Source organism: Marinobacter qingdaonensis (assembly GCF_034555935.1).
In the GTDB taxonomy this organism is placed as follows: domain Bacteria; phylum Pseudomonadota; class Gammaproteobacteria; order Pseudomonadales; family Oleiphilaceae; genus Marinobacter; species Marinobacter qingdaonensis.
Genome location: NZ_JAYDCJ010000003.1, coordinates 1160192 through 1179945, shown reverse-complemented (window position 1 = coordinate 1179945; position 19754 = coordinate 1160192). Strand labels below are relative to the sequence as shown.

Annotated in this window: 23 protein-coding genes; 14 read left to right on the top strand and 9 right to left on the bottom strand. The window is 65.3% G+C overall.

Annotated features, from left to right (window positions below):
• Positions 1–152 precede the first annotated feature (152 nt).
• Positions 153–1259, bottom strand: coding sequence for a porin (locus U5822_RS08530; RefSeq protein WP_322855204.1), 1107 nt, complete (start codon positions 1257–1259; stop codon positions 153–155).
• Between the two features lie 256 nt (positions 1260–1515).
• On the opposite strand from U5822_RS08530, the gene U5822_RS08525 reads away from it, so the two are divergent.
• A complete protein-coding gene (locus U5822_RS08525; RefSeq protein ID WP_322855203.1) occupies positions 1516–2082 on the top strand; it encodes a DMT family transporter in 567 nt (188 codons plus the stop codon).
• Positions 2067–2438 (top strand): EamA family transporter, encoded by a 372-nt coding sequence (locus tag U5822_RS08520; RefSeq protein WP_322855202.1) that lies wholly within the window; start codon positions 2067–2069, stop codon positions 2436–2438. Before U5822_RS08525 ends, U5822_RS08520 begins: the two co-directional genes overlap by 16 nt.
• Here U5822_RS08520 and U5822_RS08515 read toward each other — a convergent pair whose 3' ends face one another.
• Together U5822_RS08515 and U5822_RS08510 are read right to left on the bottom strand one after the other, a co-directional pair.
• Positions 2439–3323: a bile acid:sodium symporter family protein gene (locus U5822_RS08515; protein ID WP_322855201.1), complete on the bottom strand. Its 885-nt coding sequence runs from the start codon at positions 3321–3323 to the stop codon at positions 2439–2441.
• A gap of 92 nt (positions 3324–3415) precedes the next feature.
• The gene (locus U5822_RS08510; protein ID WP_322855200.1) at positions 3416–4858 is read right to left on the bottom strand and encodes a WS/DGAT domain-containing protein; all 1443 of its coding nucleotides are present in this window, start codon (positions 4856–4858) and stop codon (positions 3416–3418) included.
• 324 nt (positions 4859–5182) lie between these two features.
• Here U5822_RS08510 and U5822_RS08505 point away from each other — a divergent pair, with 324 nt between their 5' ends.
• Entirely contained in the window at positions 5183–6106 is a 924-nt protein-coding gene (locus U5822_RS08505) for an alpha/beta hydrolase (RefSeq protein ID WP_322855199.1), read from the top strand.
• A 107-nt stretch (positions 6107–6213) separates the two neighbouring features.
• The gene (locus U5822_RS08500; protein WP_322855198.1) at positions 6214–6954 is read left to right on the top strand and encodes a DUF8198 family protein; all 741 of its coding nucleotides are present in this window, start codon (positions 6214–6216) and stop codon (positions 6952–6954) included.
• A 12-nt stretch (positions 6955–6966) separates the two neighbouring features.
• Here U5822_RS08500 and U5822_RS08495 read toward each other — a convergent pair whose 3' ends face one another.
• Positions 6967–7245 carry a polyhydroxyalkanoic acid system family protein gene (locus U5822_RS08495; protein WP_322855197.1) on the bottom strand — a complete coding sequence of 93 codons (279 nt, stop codon included), beginning with the start codon at positions 7243–7245 and terminating at the stop codon, positions 6967–6969.
• Positions 7246–7416: 171 nt separating this feature from the next.
• On the opposite strand from U5822_RS08495, the gene ubiE reads away from it, so the two are divergent.
• From ubiE to U5822_RS08450, 9 genes are all read left to right on the top strand, one after another.
• Entirely contained in the window at positions 7417–8208 is a 792-nt protein-coding gene (gene ubiE, locus U5822_RS08490; RefSeq protein ID WP_322855196.1) for a bifunctional demethylmenaquinone methyltransferase/2-methoxy-6-polyprenyl-1,4-benzoquinol methylase UbiE, read from the top strand.
• Positions 8208–8849 carry a ubiquinone biosynthesis accessory factor UbiJ gene (locus U5822_RS08485; RefSeq protein WP_322855195.1) on the top strand — a complete coding sequence of 214 codons (642 nt, stop codon included), beginning with the start codon at positions 8208–8210 and terminating at the stop codon, positions 8847–8849. Before ubiE ends, U5822_RS08485 begins: the two co-directional genes overlap by 1 nt.
• A complete protein-coding gene (ubiB, locus tag U5822_RS08480) occupies positions 8846–10489 on the top strand; it encodes a ubiquinone biosynthesis regulatory protein kinase UbiB (RefSeq protein WP_322855194.1) in 1644 nt (547 codons plus the stop codon). The genes U5822_RS08485 and ubiB overlap by 4 nt, the downstream gene beginning before the upstream one ends.
• A gap of 27 nt (positions 10490–10516) precedes the next feature.
• Positions 10517–10933, top strand: coding sequence for a phosphoribosyl-AMP cyclohydrolase (hisI, locus tag U5822_RS08475; protein WP_322855193.1), 417 nt, complete (start codon positions 10517–10519; stop codon positions 10931–10933).
• Positions 10934–10945: 12 nt separating this feature from the next.
• Entirely contained in the window at positions 10946–11275 is a 330-nt protein-coding gene (locus U5822_RS08470) for a phosphoribosyl-ATP diphosphatase (RefSeq protein ID WP_322855192.1), read from the top strand.
• An 86-nt stretch (positions 11276–11361) separates the two neighbouring features.
• Positions 11362–11598, top strand: a complete 237-nt coding sequence (tatA, locus tag U5822_RS08465; protein WP_322855191.1) for a Sec-independent protein translocase subunit TatA — start codon at positions 11362–11364, stop codon at positions 11596–11598.
• 11 nt (positions 11599–11609) lie between these two features.
• A complete protein-coding gene (gene tatB / locus U5822_RS08460; RefSeq protein ID WP_322855190.1) occupies positions 11610–12077 on the top strand; it encodes a Sec-independent protein translocase protein TatB in 468 nt (155 codons plus the stop codon).
• Positions 12074–12862: a twin-arginine translocase subunit TatC gene (gene tatC / locus U5822_RS08455; RefSeq protein WP_322855189.1), complete on the top strand. Its 789-nt coding sequence runs from the start codon at positions 12074–12076 to the stop codon at positions 12860–12862. Before tatB ends, tatC begins: the two co-directional genes overlap by 4 nt.
• Complete coding sequence (locus tag U5822_RS08450; RefSeq protein ID WP_322855188.1) at positions 12859–13578, top strand: 16S rRNA (uracil(1498)-N(3))-methyltransferase; 720 nt, start codon at positions 12859–12861, stop codon at positions 13576–13578. The genes tatC and U5822_RS08450 overlap by 4 nt, the downstream gene beginning before the upstream one ends.
• Here U5822_RS08450 and U5822_RS08445 read toward each other — a convergent pair whose 3' ends face one another.
• Genes U5822_RS08445 through U5822_RS08425 form a run of 5 tightly spaced genes read right to left on the bottom strand, consistent with a single transcriptional unit; the run spans position 13579 to position 18978 of the window.
• Positions 13579–14493, bottom strand: coding sequence for a DUF808 domain-containing protein (locus tag U5822_RS08445; protein ID WP_322855187.1), 915 nt, complete (start codon positions 14491–14493; stop codon positions 13579–13581).
• A 38-nt stretch (positions 14494–14531) separates the two neighbouring features.
• Positions 14532–15755: a UbiH/UbiF/VisC/COQ6 family ubiquinone biosynthesis hydroxylase gene (locus tag U5822_RS08440; protein ID WP_322855186.1), complete on the bottom strand. Its 1224-nt coding sequence runs from the start codon at positions 15753–15755 to the stop codon at positions 14532–14534.
• Positions 15748–17028, bottom strand: a complete 1281-nt coding sequence (ubiH, locus tag U5822_RS08435) for a 2-octaprenyl-6-methoxyphenyl hydroxylase (RefSeq protein ID WP_322855185.1) — start codon at positions 17026–17028, stop codon at positions 15748–15750. The genes U5822_RS08440 and ubiH overlap by 8 nt, the downstream gene beginning before the upstream one ends.
• A 4-nt stretch (positions 17029–17032) precedes the next feature.
• Complete coding sequence (gene pepP / locus U5822_RS08430) at positions 17033–18352, bottom strand: Xaa-Pro aminopeptidase (RefSeq protein WP_322855184.1); 1320 nt, start codon at positions 18350–18352, stop codon at positions 17033–17035.
• A gap of 26 nt (positions 18353–18378) precedes the next feature.
• Positions 18379–18978 (bottom strand): UPF0149 family protein, encoded by a 600-nt coding sequence (locus tag U5822_RS08425; RefSeq protein ID WP_322855183.1) that lies wholly within the window; start codon positions 18976–18978, stop codon positions 18379–18381.
• Positions 18979–19124: 146 nt separating this feature from the next.
• On the opposite strand from U5822_RS08425, the gene U5822_RS08420 reads away from it, so the two are divergent.
• On the top strand, positions 19125–19727 hold the full coding sequence (locus U5822_RS08420; RefSeq protein ID WP_322855182.1) for a ZrgA family zinc uptake protein: 603 nt from the start codon (positions 19125–19127) through the stop codon (positions 19725–19727).
• Positions 19728–19754 lie beyond the last annotated feature (27 nt).

Here is a 19754-nt window from a genome sequence, read left to right as displayed (position 1 = left end):
ATCGTAAGTCATTGATTAAATAACCCTCCTAATCAATCCCTTCCGGCGCTGCCAGGCCCGCCTCCGGCAAAACGACACTAAAGTCGTAAGCCGGTTGCCCCCGACCCCCGGCGTCCAGCCGGGTCCGGGGGCCTGGGCCAGTCAGACCCTACTCAGAAGGTCACCACCGCGCCCAGGGCGAGCGTGTCGATGTCGGCGGCGTCGGCGCCGGTCGACTTGGTGGTCTGTTCGAACATGTTGTACTCCGCCACCAGCTTGAAGTTGCTGTTGACGTCGTGGAACACCGCGATCGAGGTGTTCTCGGTCTCGTAGTCGGCCTGGTCCGAATCCGTCTCGCCGTAGGACAGCACGAAACGGTTGGCGCCCAGGGTGTAGGAGCCCTGGATCAGGTAGCCGTCGGCGTCTTCTTCACCGATGGTGGCGGCGGTGTCGCTGATCAGCACCGGCACGTCGCCCTCGGAAGTGAAGCCGGAACCGGTCAGGGAGAAACCGGCCACCGAGGCGCGCAGACCGTAGCCCAGGCCGGTGGAGTCCACCGAATCGGTGTCGTTTTCCGAGCTCTGGGTGCGACCGTTGACCCAGCCGGTCAGGCTCACGCCGTTGAGGTCGGCGCTGTAGGTCACCTCGGCCTCAATGCGCGGTGCGGATTGCTCGGACCCGGCCCCCGGCGTGGTGTTGGCCGGCTCGAAAATACCCGCGGCGATGTTCAGGCCACCCAGGTCCGGGGTCCGATAGGTGATCTGGGCCGACGGGTTGGGATAGGGGTAGCCGGTGCGGATGTTGCCGAAGGACACGCCAGTGGGCGCACCGGGCGAGCCGAAGCCCATCAGGATTTCATCCAGGAAGATGTTGGAGCGCGCATAAAGACCGAAGTCCTTACCGATCAGCACCTGACCGAAGGAACCGTCGACGGTGGCGTACAGCTGTCGGACATCGATAGCGGTGTCGGTGGGCGACTGCAGGCTGTCGTTGATGGTGCTCCAGAACGAGGAGCGGCCGCCCAGGGTCAGCTCGCCCATTTCCTTGCTGAAGTTGAAGCCAATGGTGTTGGGCAGGAAGCCCATCTTGACGTCGGAATTGCGGGTATCGGCCAGCTTGTCCTCACGGTTGACGTAGAAGGCGTTGAAGTAGCCGTCCACCGAAAAGCTGGTGCCGTCCTGGTTGTAGATCTCGACCGCCGCATGGGCGCCGGCGCTTGCGCCCATGGCCACGGACAATGCCAGATACAGCGCAGACTTTCTGATGTTGTTGTTTTTCATACTTCCCCCGGTTGTTGTTAAAAATCTGGGATCGGGGCCTCAGCGATCTGGGCCCAAGGCGCAATCTGCCGCCTGCAGTCCATGGTCGGGGAAGCACAACCGGGGAGAAATGACCCAAGGGGGCTGGTTTTCTGCTCATTTGGGAGGGGGCCAAACCGCCACTTTGGCAGTACGACCCGGCAAGATTCGGATGGCAAAACCGGCACGCCAAGGCTAGCCTGAAACGCCTCGGACGACATAAAAGGCAGCCAATACAGTGACAACAGCAATCAGCCCGACCATGGGCGTGCGGGAATGGACTCTGCTGCTGGGGCTCTCGATACTCTGGGGCGGGTCGTTCTTCTTTGTCGGGGTGGCGGTGCAGGAGCTGCCGCCCCTGACCATCGTGGCACTGCGGGTGGGGCTGGCGGCAGTCGGGCTCTGGGTGATTGCCCTGGTGCTGGGCCTGACGCCGCCCCGGTCGCCCCGGGTCTGGCTGGCGTTCCTGTGCATGGGCACCATCAACAACGTGATTCCGTTTTCACTGATTGTCTGGGGCCAGACCCAGATCGCCTCCGGCCTGGCCTCCATCCTGAACGCGACCACGCCGCTGTTTACCGTAGTGGTGGCCACCTGCCTGCTGTCGGACGAACGGGCGACGCCCTTGAAGCTGGTGGGGGTGATCACCGGGTTTTGCGGGGTGGTGGTGATGATCGGGCTGCCGGCGTCGGCCCAGCCCGCACCCTGGCTGCCGCAACTGGCCATCCTGGCAGCGCGCTGTCCTACGCCTTCGGCGGGGTCTACGGTCGGCGCTTCAAGACCCTGGGGGTGCATCCGATCCTGACCGCGGCCGGCCAGGTGACCGCGTCCGGGCTGATCATGCTGCCGCTGGCGTTCTGGCTGGAGGGGGCCGGCGCGCTGGCGACGGCCGGGCCCGGGACCTGGAGCGCCATCCTCGGGCTGGCCCTGTTCTCCACGTCCCTCGCCTACATCATCTACTTCCGGCTGCTGGCGACGGCGGGCGCCACCAACCTGCTGCTGGTCACCCTGCTGGTGCCGGCGTCGGCCATCCTGCTTGGCGTGCTGTTTCTGAACGAGGCCCTGTCGGTGACCCAGTTTGCCGGCCTGGGCCTGATTGCCCTGGGGCTGTCCGCCATCGACGGCCGGCTCTGGCCACGCCGGCTCGCGCTCCGGTCCTGATCAGTCGGCCACCGCCTTCTGGGGCGACGGCACCAGGCGTCGGCCCATGGCAATCAGGATGCAGCCAAAGCCGTACATGAGCACGCTGTAAACCACCGCCGGGATCGACATTTCGCTGGATTCCAGCAGCGTCAGCGCCACCATCAGGGCGATGGTGCCGTTCTTGATGCCCAACTCCACGGCAATAGCCAGGGACTCCTTCTGGGACAGACCCACCAGCCGGCTGACGCCCAGGCCAATGGCGATACCAAACAGGTTCAGCAGGAATGCGGCCGGCCCGGCCTGGGACAGCAGCTCCGGCAGCCGGTCCCGGGAGCCCCACAGCAGGGCGATGATCAGCAGCAACAGCACGATGCCGCCGAAGATGCTGACAATTCCCTCGGCCTTCTGCGCCGCGGCCGGCGCCCGGGTGCGGATGAACATGCCCAGGGACACCGGCAGCAGCACGATCACCACCAGCATGGCAATGGTCTTGCCCACCGGCAGGCTGATGTTGGCGGCCTCGCCGAAATACATCTGCAGGGCGTAGTTGGTGAAGAACGGCAGGGTGACGATGGTGATCAGGCTGGCGGACACCGTCAGCAGGATCGACAGCGCAATGTGGCCACGGGCCAGCAGCACGAACAGGTTCGAGGTGGTGCCACCGGGGCAGGCGGCAATGATGACCAGCCCGACCGCCAGCGCCGGCGCCAGCCCCAGGGTGGCGGCAATGCCAAAGGCCACCAGGGGCATCAACAGGATCTGGGCCACGGTGCCCACCACGATGCTGCGGGGGTTGCGGGTGACCTGACCAAAATCCCGCAGGGTCAGGGTCAGGCCAATGCCAACCATGATGATGAACAGAGAGACGGGTAAGCCGATCGAAATCAGCGGGCTGGACTCCACGTGGCAACTCCTGGTTATTGTTGTTGGGGTAATAAACGCGACGAATCAGTCTAGTCGAATCCGCCGCGCCAGAATGTAATCCATTTGACAGTCTAGGCCGGCGACTTCTGCTCCGGTCTGGGGCTCACCTCCCCGCCCGGAAACTGCTCCAGCTCCCGCAGGCAGTCGGTGAGAAAGCCACTCGGGTCCAGCAGAATGGCCTCATCCGCGACCACGCCAAACTGGACCTGGCCGGCGTAACTGACAATGCTCACGCCCAGGCCGATGTCACCGGCCTGGGGCACCCAGAACATCTGCTCCGAGATGCGGCAGCCGGCCAGGTAGCGGGCCTCCGGGGTACCGGGGACGTTGGAGACCACGGTACTGGCCTTGCGGTAGAACACGTCTGCCACCGGCGCCCGCCAGGGCTCGGGAATGGCCGAGGCGCTGGCGGCCAGACCCCAGGCGAGCCCGGGCTGCCAGCTCTTTTTCAGGCGCCGGGTCTCGTGCTTGATCCGGTACAGGCGCTCCAGCGGGCTCTCGCCATCCACCGGCAGGGGCACAAACACGGTGCCGAAGTAATTGCCCAGGGCGCCCGGCTCCGGCTGCAGGTCTTCCGGCAGGCGGGCGCGGATATCGACCGGCACGGCCGCGTGCAGCACGGTGTCGGCCAGGGCCTCGTCCTCGATGCCCAGCCGGGTGCGCACCGCGGCGGCGACGCAGCTGAGCAGGACGTCGTTGATGGTGACGTTGGTGGCGCGGGCCACGGCACGGAACCGGGACAGCGCCACCGGCTCCGACCAGCGGCACTGGCGCCGGCCCAGCAACGGGCGCTTGAGATCGGAGGGGGTATCTTCCGGCTCGATCAGGAATTCACTGAGTTCGTGCACCAGTTTCAGGCCCTTGTGGGCGGCGCGATCGAGCCAGCGCCCGGCCTGCTGGGAGCCGCTGGTTTCCGGCGCCTCGGATTCGGCCGCCGCCACGGTACCGGCGGACTGCAGATCGCTGGCCATCAGTTGCTCAAGCCAGGTCTTGGCGGCGTTGGTCCATCGGGACAACTCCGGGGCTTCGGCGGCGCCATAGATGGCGGGATGCTGCTGGGGAGACGGTGGGCACAGGCGGTCGAAGATGCCGAGCAGCGACAGGCCATCGGCGTAGCAGTGGTGCATGCGCAGCAGCAACGCCGCGCCGCCCTCGGCGTTGGGCGCGAGCCAGAACTTCCAGCGCGGGCGGTAGTGGGCCAGGGGCTGGTTGAGCCGGGCCGAGACCCAGTCCTGCAGGTCCTCCGGGCTGAAGCGGTCGAGCACCACATCCAGGTGATGCTTGAGGTCGAACACCGGATCGGGCTGCCACCACCAGCCCGGGGAACGCTGCACCGGCATGAACCGGAACCGCTCCCAGGCCAGCCAGTACACCTTGAGAAACTCCCGGAACCTGGGTGCGGTCAGGCCATCCACCCGCAGCATCACGGTGATGGTCATCGGGTTTTCCGGGCGTTCCAGCGCCAACCAGGCCGAATCCGCAGGCAACAGAAGATGCGATGGCTCGTGACTCAAACCTGGCGGTCCCCGGGTGAATGGTGGTGATAGGTAAAAACCGAACTCCGCATTGTGCCAGACAAGCCATACCGTCTCCATATCAGGCGATGGCGCACAGGATTACAAAAAGTTACTTGTGAGAAGGGGTTCAGACCTATAATCGTTATAAGCCTTGATGCATTGGTTATAAATGTTCAACCTGCATACATCTATTGGCCCTGATTGAGCGTAAATAATGTTCAGGGCGCCAATTGATACCCGGACTGATCTGGGTAAAACAGAGCGACAGGCAAAAACCAAGATCAACAAGATGCCATTGCAGCGCTGGGCGGGAGAGCCAACATGAAAGCGAGCCACGTTCGCAAACTGATCAAACCCATCGAGAACGCCTATTCGGAAATGTTCTCCGGCCGGGTTTATCGCGTCGGTCGAGGCGCGGTGTCGGTGCGTAATCACAGCGGTTCGGCGGAGCAGACCGTGATCGGTGTGCACGGCTTTCTGGAGAACCACTGCTACTTCACCCAGGCCTACGAGGCGCCCAACACCGAACTGATCCTGCTGACCTGCAGCAACTACCACATCCCGGTCAACGGGGTGACCCCGGAAACCCCGGACTGGGAAGTGCCAATCAAGCACACCGAAGGCACCATCGAATACGACGCCTGCATCCTGAACCAGGCCGTGGCCAACCTGCCGACCACCACCAACATTCGTGTGCACGGCCACTCCCGCGGTGGCGCGGTCATCCTCGAGGCCCTGAAACAGTGGCCGGAACTGTACGAGGACGTGGACGTAGTCCTGGAGGCCCCGGTCCTGCCCCAGGGCCGGTTGCATGCCCTGGTTACCATGCTGCTGGAGCCGGTCAGCCACGGCATGTGGCCCTGGCTGATCCGACTGATCAACTCCGCACCGTCGTCGGCCTATGGCCAAACCTTTTTCGGCCGGATGAACCCGCGCAAGAAGCAGCTGCTGAGCAAGCTGTTCTCGGCGACCCAGGACCACCTGACCATCGTCCGCAACATCGAGAACCTGATGGAGTGGATGGTGCGCACCGACACCAGCGTCTACAACCACATTCGCCACGGCACCTTCCTGGTTCCGGCGGTCGACCGCATCCTGGACCGCAACGCCATGCTGGCGAGCGCGCGCCAGAGCCCGACCACCATGCGCATTGTTGAAACCGAAGCGCCCAGCCACTTCATCATCCTCGACAGCAAGGAATGGGTGCCGGCGTTCGAGCCCCTGCCCGCTGCAGCCCAGGCCTAGCCACCTCAGAACGGCCTGCGGGTGCCTTGGCGGCCAAGCTCCGTTAAACTGACGGGCCTCTGATCGGGCCCGAACGGGCCCGCCCCGGTTTGATGGAGCCCGCATTCATGTACCGTGAGCGCCTGGTCGCTACCGACGTCTCGTCCGACAACGCCCGCCGGCTCCGGCGCTGGCTGCTCGATTACCACGATTTTCGCCAGTACAAGGCCGCCCATCCGCGCCTGGCCGACACCTTCGTCATTGCCGACTGGCAGGCGCAGCGGCTGAAAGCCACCCACCGGGACCTGTACGACGACCCGGCCTACCACGCCGGCCTGGATTTCCTGCTGACCGACCTGTACGCGCCGCAGGCCATGACCCGCCGCGACGACAACATCGACCGGGTGTTTCCGAAGATGGTGAAGTGGCTGCCGGAGCACCTGCTCGGCACCCTGGCCGGTCTGGTGGAGCTGAATCTGATCACCCAGCGTTTGGACCTGGAGCTGGCGGAACGGATTGCCCCGCCCCTGCCCGACGCCATGCCGGTGTCGACCTACTGCGAGGCGTTCCGCGCCGGCGAGCCGGAACTGCGGGACCGTCAGTTGGCATTGGTGGCCGAGGTGGGTCTGGAGCTGGACCGCTACGTCCGCAACCGGTCGCTGGGCTGGCTGCTGTCGGTGGCCCGGGCGCCGGCGGAAATGGCCGGCCTGGCCGATCTGCACAGCTTCATGCACCGGGGCCACTCGGCCTTTCGCCAGATGGAACGGGTCGAGGTGCTGATTGATCGGCTGGTTACACGGGAGCGACAGGTGATGGCCAATATTCTGGCCGGCCACCCGCAGCCCTTCGAGCTGCCGGGCGACCTGTAGGCGAGCGCGGGGTCAGGCGCTGAGGATCTGGTCGAGCTGGGAGTGGATCTCCTTCTCGATCTTGGACTTGAACGGGCGCAGCATCATGCCCAGCTCCAGATGCACGTGCAGGTCGGCCTGCTGGATGTGCAGGTAGCCCTTGACGCCGCTGCGTTTGAACTTGAGCTCATCGCCGTCCCACTGGTAGTGCACGTCGAACTGCTGGGACAGGTCCTTGGCCAGGGTTTCGGCGGCGGCGCGGGCGTGCTCCTTGTCCAGGCTGTGGGAACGGTGTACATCGATTACGGACATAAAACGGCTTTCTCTCGGAAAATGATCGGATTTACAGTTTAGGGGCGGATTAAACCGGCCGCCACCCTTGTAGCAACCCCGCCAGCCGTTAGAATACGTAGTTCAGACGGATTGAGCGTGTCCCCGCACCGGACCTCGCTCAACAGGATTTCTCTTCACAGGATCTCTTTCATGAGCGAGCAGCAGACGCCGGCCGATCAGGCCCAGACCAGCCCGGGCGCGGACGAAGTCACCCATTTCGGCTTCCGCAACGTGCCCAAGAACCAGAAGGCTGGCCAGGTGGCCGAGGTCTTCCACAGTGTGGCCGGCAAGTACGACCTCATGAACGACCTGATGTCCATGGGCATCCACCGGCTCTGGAAACGCTTCACCATCGAACTGTCGGGGGTGCGCCCCGGCCACCAGGTGCTGGATATCGCCGGCGGCACCGGTGACCTGACGATGAAGTTCTCCGACCTGGTCGGGCCCTCGGGCCGGGTGGTGCTGGCCGACATCAACGCCTCCATGCTGCAGGTGGGTCGCAGCCGCCTGGTGGACCGCGGCTACGCCGGCAACATCGAGTATGTGCAGGCCGACGCCGAGCACCTGCCGTTCCCGGACAACAACTTCAACGCCGTGTCCATTGCCTTTGGTCTGCGCAACGTCACCGACAAGGACCAGGCCCTGCGGGACATGGCCCGGGTACTCAAACCCGGCGGCAAGCTGATGGTGCTGGAGTTCTCCAAGCCCACCAACCCGCTGCTGAGCAAGGCCTACGACACCTACTCGTTCACCGCCCTGCCGCTGATGGGCCAGTTGATCGCCGGTGACAGCGAAAGCTACAAGTACCTGGCCGAGTCCATTCGCATGCACCCGGACCAGGACACCCTGAAGGGCATGATGGAGAACGCCGGTCTGGTGAACTGCAAGTACTACAACATGACCGGCGGCATTGTTGCCCTGCACGTGGGAATCAAACCCTGATGTTTCCCGGCCCCACCCTGCTGGCCGCCCTGACCGGCGTGATCGAGAGCGCGCTCAATCATGCCCTCGAGCTGGACCCGGCGAGCCGGCGCGATCTGCTGGCGGCCCTGGACGGGGCGGTGCAGATCGAGCTCACCGCGCCCCTGGCCCTGAGCGTCACGCTCGAGGGCGGCGCCGAGCGGGTGCGGGTCAGCAGCCAGCCGGTCGAGTCGCCGGCGCTGATCATTCGGGGCCGACCGATCGCCTTTGCCGCCCTGGCAACCGGTGACGACCGGGTCATCGGCGACGGCCGGCTGACGGTGCAGGGCGATACCGCCCTGGCGCACCAGCTCCAGCGCGCCCTGAACCGACTCAGCCCGGACTGGGAAGCGGCCCTGGCCCGGCACCTGGGCGATGTGCCGGCCCATTTCCTGGGCCAGCGGGTGCGCGCCGCGGTGAAATGGAGCCGCCACGCCTTCGCCGCCCTGAACGCCAACGTGGAAGAATACGTGCACGAGGAGAGCCGCGCCCTGCCCGGCCGTCGGGAACTGGAGGCGACCTTTGCCGACATCGACGAGCTCAGCCTGCGCACCGAACGTCTGCAGGCACGCATCGACCAGATAGAGCAGCTCGCCCGCACCGACCAACCGGAGACCCCGTGACCCGCCTGCAACGCCTGTTCCGAATCGCCTGGGTTTTCTGTCGGTACCGACTGGACACCTTCCTGCCGCTGGCGGAACTGCCCGCCCCGCTGAAACTGTTTTTCCTGCTGGCGCCCTGGCACCTGTTCCCCCAGCCCAAGCTGAGCCGGGGCGACCGCCTGCGCCTGGCCCTGGAGGAGCTGGGGCCGGTGTTCGTGAAATTCGGCCAGATCCTGTCGACCCGGCGCGACCTGCTGCCGGACGACATGGCGGAGTCCCTGAAGAACTTGCAGGACCGGGTGCCGCCCTTCTCCAGTGACGTGGCCCGGGACATCATCGAGTCGTCCCTGGGCGCGCCGGTGGCGGAGCTGTTCCTGGAGTTCACCCCCGACCCGATCGCCTCGGCCTCGGTGGCCCAGGTGCACGGGGCAACGCTGCGCAACGGCCAGAAAGTGGTGGTCAAGGTGCTGCGCCCGGGCATCGAGCGGGTCATCCGTCAGGACCTGGCACTGATGTACCTGATGGCCGGGCTGCTGGAAAAATACTGGTCCGAGGGCAAGCGCCTGCATCCGGTCGAGGTGGTGGCCGATTACGACGCCACCATCCACGACGAACTCGACCTGCAGCGGGAAGCCGCCAACGCCAGCCAGCTGCGCCGTAACTTCGAGAACTCCTCACTGATCTACATCCCTTCCATCGACTGGGACTATACCCGCCAGTCGGTGCTGGTGATGGAACGCATTCACGGCGTGCCCATCGCCGACGTGCCGGCGCTGAAGGCGGCAGGCGTGGACATGAAGGTGCTGGCGGAGAAAGGCGTCGAGATCTTCTTTACCCAGGTGTTCCGGGACAGTTTCTTCCACGCCGACATGCACCCGGGCAACATCTTCGTCGACATCAGCAACCCCGCCGACCCGAAATACATCGCCATCGACTTCGGCATAGTCGGCACCCTGGCCCCGGACGACCAGAGTTACCTGGCCCGCAACCTGCTCGCCTTCTTCCGCCGGGATTACCGTCAGGTGGCGCAACTGCACATCCAGTCCGGCTGGGTGCCGCCGGACACCCGGGTGAACGAGTTCGAGGCGGCGATCCGCACCGTGTGCGAGCCGATCTTCGAAAAACCGCTGAAAGACATTTCCTTCGGCCACTTCCTGCTGCGCCTGTTCCAGACCGCCCGGCGCTTCAACATGGAGGTGCAGCCCCAGCTGGTGCTGCTGCAGAAAACCCTGCTCAACGTCGAGGGTCTGGGCCGCCAGCTCTACCCGGACCTGGACTTGTGGAGCACCGCGCAACCCTTCCTGGAGAGCTGGATGCGCCGACGCATCGGCCCGTCGGGACTGATCAAGTCTCTGCAGACGCACCTGCCGTCCTGGCTCGAACAATCCCCGGAAATGCCGCAACTGGTGCACGATGCCCTGCTGCAATTGCGCCAGTCCGGCCCCACCGAGCAGCAGAATCAGGCTACACTGGAGCTCCTGCGGGAGCAGCAGGTGCGCTCCGACCGGCGCTGGCGGCGCGGTCTGACCGCGGTCCTGCTGGCCGCGGCGGCGGTGATCGGCACCCAACCCGAGGCCCGGGCCTGGGTGGAAACGGTACCGCTGTGGAGCTGGGCCCTGCTGGCCGGGGCCGGCGGGCTGGTGCTGCGCGGCAGCCGCTAAATGAATTTGCACTCAGGATTCACAGAAATGAAAGATACGCCCGATAACGTCGACAACCCTGACTGGCTGGAAAGCATTCGCTGGACCGCCGACGGGCTGGTGCCCGCCATCGCCCAGGACGCCGCCACCGGCGACATCCTGATGATGGCCTGGATGAACCGGGAGTCGCTGCGACTGACCGCCGAGGAGGGCCACGCCGTGTACTGGTCCCGTTCCCGCGGCAAGCTCTGGCGCAAGGGCGAAACCTCGGGCCACCAGCAGGTGGTCAAGGACATCCGCCTGGACTGCGACGAGGACGTGGTGCTGCTGAAGGTGGAACAGAAGGGCGGCATTGCCTGTCACACCGGCCGGCGCAGTTGTTTTTACCGCTCCCTGCAGGACGGCCAGTGGGTCGGCGTGGAGCCGGTGATCAAGGACCCCGACGCCATTTACGGCAACCAGTGAGGAGCATTGAAGGTGAGTGACGTACTGACACGCCTGGCACAGGTACTGGAAGAGCGCAAACAGGCTGCACCGGACAGCTCCTACGTGGCCAGCCTGCACGCCAAGGGACTGAACAAGATCCTGGAAAAGGTCGGCGAGGAGTGCACCGAGACCCTGCTGGCGGCGAAAGACGCGGAACGCTCCGGCAACACCTCGGAGCTGGTGTATGAAACCGCCGACCTGTGGTTCCATACCCTGGTGATGCTGTCCCGGCTGGGCCTGGGCCCCGACGAGGTGCTGGACGAACTGGCCCGGCGCTTCGATCTGTCCGGGCTGGAGGAGAAAGCGGCCCGCAACAAGTGAGGCCGGTGGACGACTGGGGTTAACCCTATGTCGCTCAGTTACCGTACAATGACACAAAACAGCAAAAGCAACGTGAGGACCCCGTGATGGGCATCAGTATCTGGCAACTTCTTATCGTACTCGGCATCGTTATTCTGTTGTTCGGAACCAAGAAACTGCGCAACATCGGCAGCGATCTGGGCGGTGCCATTCGTGGCTTCAAGAAATCCATGAATGACGAAGACAACAAGCCCGCCGACCCGGAGACCCTGGAAGACACCGGCGCGCCCCAGAACCAGCAGGCCAAGGCCGAAGAAAAGCCCCGGGACAAGTCCCCCAGCTGAGAGCAGGCTGAATGTTCGATATCGGCTTTCTGGAGCTGCTGATCTGCGGCGTCATTGCCTTGTTGGTGTTGGGTCCCGAGCGGCTGCCCACCGCGGCGCGCGCCGCCGGTCGCTGGATCGGTGGTGCCCGGCGCATGGTCAGCCAGTTCACCTCGGAACTGGACCGCCAGCTCAAGGCTGAAGAACTGCGCGAGGAACTCCGCAAGGCCGGCGACGTCGGCCTCGAGGACGTTCAGGGCACGGTGCGCGATGCCTTGGAAGAGGCCAAGCGCTACGAGCACATGATTCAGCCCCCCAAGGATGGCGGCGGCAGCCGGCCGGCGCCGGCAACCCGTCGCGTCGCCTCGCCAACCCAGGACAGCGCCAGCTCCGCGGCGTCAGAGCCAAGCTCGCCAGCCACTCCCCCGAAACCAACCAGTGAGCCCGAAGGCAGCGAGCCGCCAGGCTCCACCGCCGGATCCTCGGAAAATCGTTCATGACCTCCAAGCCAGACGGCAACCCAACGACCCCGGACCAGCAGGAAATGCCCCTGATCGAGCACCTGCTGGAGCTGCGCAATCGCCTGCTGAAAATGGTGTTGGCGGTGGTGATCTGCTTTGCCGCCATCTACCCGTTCGCCAACGAGCTGTACCTGTGGCTGTCCGAGCCCATCCGTTCGCTGCTGCCCGTCGGCCAGACCATGATCGCCACCGACGTGACCTCGCCGTTCTTCGCGCCGCTGAAGCTGGCCCTGGTGCTGGCGGTGTTTGCCGCCATCCCGGTGATCCTGTACCAACTCTGGAGCTTCATTGCGCCCGGCCTGTACGCCCATGAGAAGCGACTGGCCTTTCCCCTGCTCTTCACCTCGGTGATCCTGTTTTACGCCGGCGCCGCGTTCGCCTATTTCGTGGTGTTCCCGCTGGTGTTCGGTTTCTTTACCGCCATCGGCCCGGAAGGCATTGTCGAGCTGCCGGACATCAGCAGCTACCTGAATTTCGTGCTCAAGATGTTCTTCGCCTTCGGTGTGGCCTTCGAGATTCCCATAGCCACCGTGCTGCTGATCCTGACCGGCGCCACCACCCCAGCCAGCCTGTCCGCCAAGCGCCCCTACGTGGTGGTGGCCTGCTTCATCATCGGCATGCTGCTGACCCCGCCGGACATCATTTCCCAGACCCTGCTGGCGGTGCCCATGTGGATCCTGTTTGAGTTCGGCATCCTGTTCGGCCGCCTGGCCACCCGGGGACGCACCGACGACGCCGACGCCAGCGAACCGGCCGGCGAATGAATCTGGCGCTGCTGTTCGACGAGGATTTCATTGCCGACGACCGGGTCCGGCTGACCGGACGAAGGCTGGCGCACCTGCATTCGGTGCTGAAAGTGGACACCGGCGACGAGATCCCGGTGGGCCGGGTGAACGGAGACATCGGCACCGGCGAGATTCTGCACCTGACCGATGCCGTCGCCGAGCTGCGGGTTCGCCTGGATCGGCAACCACCCCCGGCGCTGCCGCTGACGCTGGTACTGGCCATGCCCCGGCCCAAGATGTTCCGGCGCATCCTGCAGACCTGCGCCACCCTCGGGGTCAAAGATTTGTGGCTGATCAACAGTTACAAGGTGGAGAAAAGCTTCTGGCAGACGCCCTGGCTGGGCGACGAACCGCTGCGGGACAATCTCACCCTGGGACTGGAACAGGCCCGGGACACGGTCATGCCGAGGGTTCAGATCCGCAAGCTGTTCAAACCCTTCGTCGAGGACGAATTGCCGGGCCTGCTGGCCGGCAAGCGCGCCCTGGTGGCACACCCAGGTACCGACACGCCCTGCCCCAGCCAACTGAACCAGGCCACGGCCCTGTGCATCGGTCCCGAAGGCGGCTTCACCCCCTACGAGGTGGGCAAACTGGCAGAGGCCGGCTGCGAGGCCGTGCACCTGGGGCCGCGCATCCTGCGGGTGGAAACCGCGGTGCCGGTGCTGGTCAGCCGCCTGTTCGACGCCTGCCTCTGATCACGCCGCCCGGGCCGCCCAGAGCTTCTGCAACGGGGTGATGACCGCCACCAACACGGCACCCGCCAAGACCCCGATGAGCCCGTCAGCCAGGGTCGGCAGCACGGCCGCTGACACCCCACCCATGCCCTCGGCCAGGTGCGCAATGACCTCGTACAGGGGCGGCACCCCATGCGTGAGGATGCCCCCACCCACCAGAAACATCGCGAGGGTGCCGAGGATGGACAGGGTCTTCATCAGGTAGGGCGCGAGCCAGAGCACGCCCCGCCCGACCTTCTGGGCCAGCGCACTGTCCTTCTGGCTCAGGTACAGGCCACCGTCGTCCAGCTTGACGATACCGGCCACCAGGCCGTAAACCCCGACCGTAATCATGACCGCCACTACCGACAGCACCAGAAACTGCATGCCGATGCTCTGGCCGGTGATGGTGCCCAGGGTGATGGCGATGATTTCGGCCGACAGGATGAAATCGGTGCGAATGGCACCTTTGATTTTCTCCTGTTCCAGCGCCTTCATGTCGGTGTCCGGGTTTTTCAGGGCCTCGTGCAGCTCGTGCTGATGGGCCTCGTGCTCCTGGCGGTGCAGGAACTTGTGGACCAGTTTCTCGAAGCCCTCGAAACACAGGAAGGCGCCGCCGAGCATCAGCAGGGGCGTGACCAGCCAGGGTACGAAAAAACTGATCGCCAGCGCCGCCGGCACCAGGATCGCCTTGTTGACCATGGAGCCCTTGGCCACGGCCCAGACCACCGGCAATTCCCGCGCGGGCTTCACCCCGGTGACCTGCTGGGCGTTCAGGGCCAGGTCGTCACCGAGTACCCCCGCGGTTTTCTTGGTGGCGGTTTTGGTCATCAGGGCGACGTCGTCCAGCACCGTGGCGATGTCGTCGAGGAGTACCAGTAGACTGCTTCCTGCCATGGTCGGCTGTCCTTGTGCTGAATGGGAGCAAGTGAGGGTTACCGCGGCAGGCCCATAGCCTCGGCGGCGATCCGGTGCTTGATGGGCCCGAGCCCGTTGAGCCAGCGCAGGCCGGTGTTTCTGAGCCAGCGTACGGGCAACTCGTCGCGCCCGAACAAGTGCTTGAAGCCATCCATCGCCGCCATCATCGCCAGGTTCTCGGCCTTGCGCCGGCGCTGATAGCGCTCCAGCACCAACGGTTCGGCCGGGGACAGTGCCGACGCCCTGGCCCGCTGCAACTCGTCGAGCAAGGCCCGCACGTCGTTGAACCCGAGGTTGGCGCCCTGGCCGGCCAGGGGGTGAATGGCGTGGGCGGCGTCGCCAATCAGGGCGAAGCCGGGCGCGACATAGTCTTTGGCGTGGCGCTGGCGCAACGGAAACACCGTTCGACCGGAGACCGAGCGCACCGGCCCCAACTGCTGTTCAATGGCCGCGCCTAGCTCGGCGCTGAAGGCGGCATCGTCCAGGGCCATCAACCGGCGGGCTTCGGCGGTGTCCTGGGACCAGACGATGGAGCAGAAATGCTCGGCGCCGGATTCCGGCAGCAGCGGCAGGAACGCCAGCGGTCCGGTCGGTGAGAAACGCTGCCAGGCGGTGAAATCGTGGCTTTGGCTGGTCTGTACGGTGCACACGATGGCCTGCTGGTCGTAATCCCATTCCCGGGTCGGCAATCCGACCCACTGGCGCAGGCGGGAGTTGGCACCGTCGGCCGCGACCACCAGTTCGGCGCCGATGCGGCCACCGTCCGCCAACTCGATCCCCCGGCGCTCCCCGTCCTGCCACCAGCCAGTCACCTGCACGCCGTCCAACACCTCGACCGAACTGGCGTCCAGGGCCAGGAACAGGGCCCGGACCAGACTCCGGTTCTCGACTATGGTGCCGAGTGCCGGGGCCTGAAGTTCGGCGGCGTCAAACTGGATGCGCCCGGTGCCATCGCCATCCCAGACCACCATCTGCTGATAGGGGCAGTGGCGCCCGGCCAACACCTGCGACCAGACCTCCAACGCCTCCAGCAACTGCTGACTGGCGACCGACAGGGCGCTGACCCGGGCCTCGAAATCGTCCACCCCGTGGGCGGGCGCCGGCGCCTGTTGCAGCGCGGCGCGATTGCCGGCCTCCACCAGGCCAACCTGCCAACCCTGTCGCGACAGCCCGAGCGCCAGCGCGGCCCCGACCATGCCGCCGCCGACCACCAGGATCTGGAAAACACGCGGTTCAGGCATGGTCGCTGGACTCCCGGTTCGGGCCACCCGGGCGATGGATGACCGCCCGCCGGCCACCCAGGCCCATGGCCTTGCGCGCGAACCAGCGTTTGGCGCCGGGCAGCAGATCCAGCCCCACCAGGCCGGCGTCCCGGACCGCCGCGACCGGGGCCAGGTCCGGCCCGAACAGGCGGATCAGGGAATCGGAGAACTGCACGGTTTGCTGCCAGTCCTGGCGATGGTGCTGCTGGTAGCGCCGCAGCACCCGGGCGTCCCCCAGGGACAGGCCCTGCTCGGTCGCCAGGCGGAACTGTTCGACCAGGGTCATCAGCCCCCGCAAGGCCAGGTTGAATCCCTGGCCCGCGACCGGGTGCAGGGCGTGGGCAGCGTTGCCGACCAGGGCCACGCCCGGGCGTACCGGTTCGTCGACCGTGGTCAGCTTCAACGGGTAATGACTGCATTCGCCGATGCGGGTGAAACGGCCCAGGCGCCAGCCAAAGCGTTCCTGCAGCAGCCGGCACTTGTCGGCGTCGGAGCGCTCGAGCAGATCCGCCAGCGCCTGGTCCGACAGGGTCCAGACCAGTGCCGACTGGTGCCCGGGCCGGACGCCGCCGCCCTGGGGCAGCAGCGCCATGGGACCGGCGTCGGTAAAGCGCTCAAAGGCACAGAACTGGTGGCTGTCACTCGTGGAGACATTGGCGATCAGGGCATTCTGACCGTAATCGTGATGCCGGGGCTGAAAACCCAGGGTTTCCCGCAGCCCGGACCGACCACCATCCGCCACCACCAGGCACTGGGCGGTCAGACTCTGACGGCCCTGGCTGTCGTTCAGGACCACCCTGACCCCATCGGCCTCGGCGGTCATATCCACCACCTCGGCCGGGGCCCGCCATTGCACCTGGCTGTCCAGCAGTTCGCGCATCAGGCACAACCCCATCCAGCGGTTGTCGGCGACGTAGCCCAGGGCGTCCTGACCGTGCTCCGTGGCGTCCAGGCGGGTGGCGCCGAAGCGGCCGCGATCGGACACGTGTATGCGGCGGATGGGCGTGACGTGCTCGGACAGCCGCGACCAGAGCCCCAACTCCTCGTAGATCAGCCGGGAGCCGAAGGCCAGGGCGGTGGATCGGGCGTCGTAACTGGGCTGGTAGGCCGCCGGCAGGGCGGCGGCGGCCAGCGGGAAGGCTTCGACCACGGTGACCCGAACCTCCGGCAGCACCCTGGCCATGGCCAGTGCCAGGGTGGCGCCGGCCAGGCCGCCACCGGCGATGATCAGGTCGGTATCGAATTGGCTCACGGGGTCAGTCTGCCATCAGCGCTTCGATCTCGGGGATGGTCTTAGGCACGCCGTCGGTCAACACCCGACAGCCGTCCTTGGTGACCACCACATCGTCTTCGATGCGGATACCGATGCCACGCCACTTGGCGTCGACCTGGGTGTTGTCCGGGGCGATGTACAGTCCGGGTTCCACCGTCAGCGCCATGCCCGGCTCCAGCAGGCGCCAGGCGTCGCCGATCTTGTAGTCGCCGACATCGTGCACGTCCAGCCCAAGCCAGTGACCGGTCCGATGCATGAAGAATGGCTTGTAGGCCTCGCTGGCGATGGCGTCGTCCAGGCTGCCCGACAGCAGCCCGAGATCGATCAGGCCCTGAGTCAGCACCCGCAGCGCGGCCTCGTGGGGATGGTTCCAGTGGTTACCCGGTCGCACCGCATCGATGGCGGCGTACTGTGCCGACAGCACCACTTCGTACAGGGCCCGCTGCTCGGGGCTGAAGCTGCCGCTGACCGGGAAGGTCCGGGTGATGTCCGAGGCGTAGCACTGGTACTCGCAACCGGCGTCGATCAGCACCAGGTCGCCGTCTTTCAGCGGCGCGCTGTTTTCGATGTAGTGCAGGATGCAGCCGTTGGCACCGCTGCCGACAATGGACGGGTAGGCGGTGGAACGGGCACCGTGACTCATGAAGGTGTGGATCAGCTCGGCCTCCAGGTGGTACTCACTGCCACCCTGCCGGGCCCGCTTCATGGCGCGGCAATGGGCCTCGGCACTGATCTCGGCCGCCTTGGCCATCGCCTTGATTTCACTCGCGCTTTTGAACAGGCGCAGGTCGTGCAGGAAGTGCTCCAGAGAGACAAACTCGCCGGGCGGGTGCGCGCCGGTGCGGACCTTGCTGCGTATGGTCTTGACCCAGGCCATCACCCTGCTGTCGAACTGCTGATCCTTGCCCAGCGGGTAATAGACCCGGCTGCGGCCTTCGATCATGCCGGGCAGGATGTCGTCGATGTCGGAGATCGGAAAGGCGTCGTCCAGGCCGTAGCGTTCGATGGCACCCTCCGGCCCCACCAGGAAACCGTCCCACAATTCCTTCTCGGGGTTGCGCTCCTTGCAGAACAGCACCGACTCGCCGTGCTCGCGGCCGGGGATCAGCGCCAGCACCGCCTCGGGTTCACCGAAGCCGGTCAGGTACTGGAAATCGCTGTCCTGACGGAACGGGTGCAGGACATCGCGATTGCGCACCCGTTCCGGCGCGGCCGGAATGATGGCAATGCTGTCCGGGGCCATCCGCTCCATCAGTTTGCGACGGCGTTCGGCAAATTCCTTGACGGGTATCATGGACACCATAGGTTCTCCCGCAGTGTTCGACCGGCTCAGTGCAGCGTCGGCGCGTCAGACGCCGGCTGCTCGGGGGCGTTGAATTCGGTGAAGACCGCCAGCGCCCCAAGCCGGATGTATTCGGTGATCTCCAACAACTGCTGCTCGCTTTCCTCGTCGGCTTCTTCATCTTCCGACAACTGGCTGATCGCCACCATGTCTTCGATCAGTTCGCGAATCTCGTCGGGCGCCTGGCCTAGGGCCTCGCCCGCCGACAGGGCCATGCCCTCGAGAAAACCACGGACCCAGGCCACCAGGGCTTCAAGCCGCTGCTCGATGGCGTAATCGTCGTCCGGCAATAAAGGATGGAAACTCATGTCGGCGGATTTCAAGAGCGCCAGAGTCTGATCGTAGGCCCGGTTCATGAACGGCGCCAGATCGTCAGACTCTTCGGCGGCGCTGCCCGGCAGCCCCATGTGTTCACACACCATGGTCAGCCATTCCGGCTCCTGGATACGAGCGCCGGCGGCCAACCGACCACAGAGCACCCCATGCAGTTCCGACGGGTGACTGAAGGCTTTGTGCGCGGTAAAGACATTGGCCCAGCGCTCGAATTCGGCAGCGCGGGCGGCGCCGGAAGTGTCGGTTTCTGACATGAAACAGGCGAATCCTGTGTTGTTGAATGAGGCCTCTATCCTAGCATTCAGGCGCTGGCAAGACACACATAGTTGCTTTCCAGGCGGGCAGGCCACAAAATGTTATAACATAACTTTTTGATCACCCCCGGGCAGGAGTTCCCACGATGACGAAAAACCTTTGTACTGCGCTATTGGTCGGCACCACGGCCCTGGCCCTGCCCGCCTGGGCCGCGGGCCCAGGCGACAACCCCGGCGCACACCGCCACGGCCATGCCGAGCTGCAGGTGGCGATCAGCGGCAACCAGGTTGACCTGCTGTTCCTCTCGCCGGCCCACAACGTGTTTGGCTTCGAGCACCGGGCCCGTACCGAATCCGAGCGGGCGCGTATTCAGGCAGCGACCAACTGGCTGGAAACCAACCCGCTGGTCAACACGCCGTCGGGTGACTGCACCATTCAGGACGTTACCATCGCCCATCAGGCCGGCAATGCGACTGATGGCCACGACGAGGGTCACCATCATGATCAAGATCATGACCACCACGACCACCACGATGGCGATCACGGTCACGCCGGTGGTCACAGCGAACTGGAGGCCGCGCAAACCCTGACCTGCCCGAGCCTGGCCGAGGCATCGAGCCTGGCCACCTCATTGAACGATCAGTTCCCGGAGCTGGACTCCCTGGCGGTCGCCTGGATCTTCAATGGCCAGCAAGGAGCGGCCCGACTTGGACAGGGCGAGAACGAGTTCGAACTGGGCGGGCGCTGAGGAATACGCTCAGCCCACCCGAACGGG

Excerpts from the sequence above, each read along its gene's own strand:
- U5822_RS08530 (WP_322855204.1), bottom strand. The coding sequence starts at position 1,259 with ATGAAAAACAACAACATCAGAAAGTCTGCGCTGTATCTGGCATTGTCC.
- U5822_RS08505 (WP_322855199.1), top strand. The coding sequence starts at position 5,183 with ATGAAAGCGAGCCACGTTCGCAAACTGATCAAACCCATCGAGAACGCC.
- U5822_RS08500 (WP_322855198.1), top strand. The coding sequence starts at position 6,214 with ATGTACCGTGAGCGCCTGGTCGCTACCGACGTCTCGTCCGACAACGCC.
- U5822_RS08495 (WP_322855197.1), bottom strand. The coding sequence starts at position 7,245 with ATGTCCGTAATCGATGTACACCGTTCCCACAGCCTGGACAAGGAGCAC.
- ubiE (WP_322855196.1), top strand. The coding sequence starts at position 7,417 with ATGAGCGAGCAGCAGACGCCGGCCGATCAGGCCCAGACCAGCCCGGGC.
- U5822_RS08485 (WP_322855195.1), top strand. The coding sequence starts at position 8,208 with ATGTTTCCCGGCCCCACCCTGCTGGCCGCCCTGACCGGCGTGATCGAG.
- hisI (WP_322855193.1), top strand. The coding sequence starts at position 10,517 with ATGAAAGATACGCCCGATAACGTCGACAACCCTGACTGGCTGGAAAGC.
- tatA (WP_322855191.1), top strand. The coding sequence starts at position 11,362 with ATGGGCATCAGTATCTGGCAACTTCTTATCGTACTCGGCATCGTTATT.
- tatB (WP_322855190.1), top strand. The coding sequence starts at position 11,610 with ATGTTCGATATCGGCTTTCTGGAGCTGCTGATCTGCGGCGTCATTGCC.
- tatC (WP_322855189.1), top strand. The coding sequence starts at position 12,074 with ATGACCTCCAAGCCAGACGGCAACCCAACGACCCCGGACCAGCAGGAA.
- U5822_RS08450 (WP_322855188.1), top strand. The coding sequence starts at position 12,859 with ATGAATCTGGCGCTGCTGTTCGACGAGGATTTCATTGCCGACGACCGG.
- U5822_RS08445 (WP_322855187.1), bottom strand. The coding sequence starts at position 14,493 with ATGGCAGGAAGCAGTCTACTGGTACTCCTCGACGACATCGCCACGGTG.
- U5822_RS08440 (WP_322855186.1), bottom strand. The coding sequence starts at position 15,755 with ATGCCTGAACCGCGTGTTTTCCAGATCCTGGTGGTCGGCGGCGGCATG.
- pepP (WP_322855184.1), bottom strand. The coding sequence starts at position 18,352 with ATGGTGTCCATGATACCCGTCAAGGAATTTGCCGAACGCCGTCGCAAA.
- U5822_RS08425 (WP_322855183.1), bottom strand. The coding sequence starts at position 18,978 with ATGTCAGAAACCGACACTTCCGGCGCCGCCCGCGCTGCCGAATTCGAG.
- U5822_RS08420 (WP_322855182.1), top strand. The coding sequence starts at position 19,125 with ATGACGAAAAACCTTTGTACTGCGCTATTGGTCGGCACCACGGCCCTG.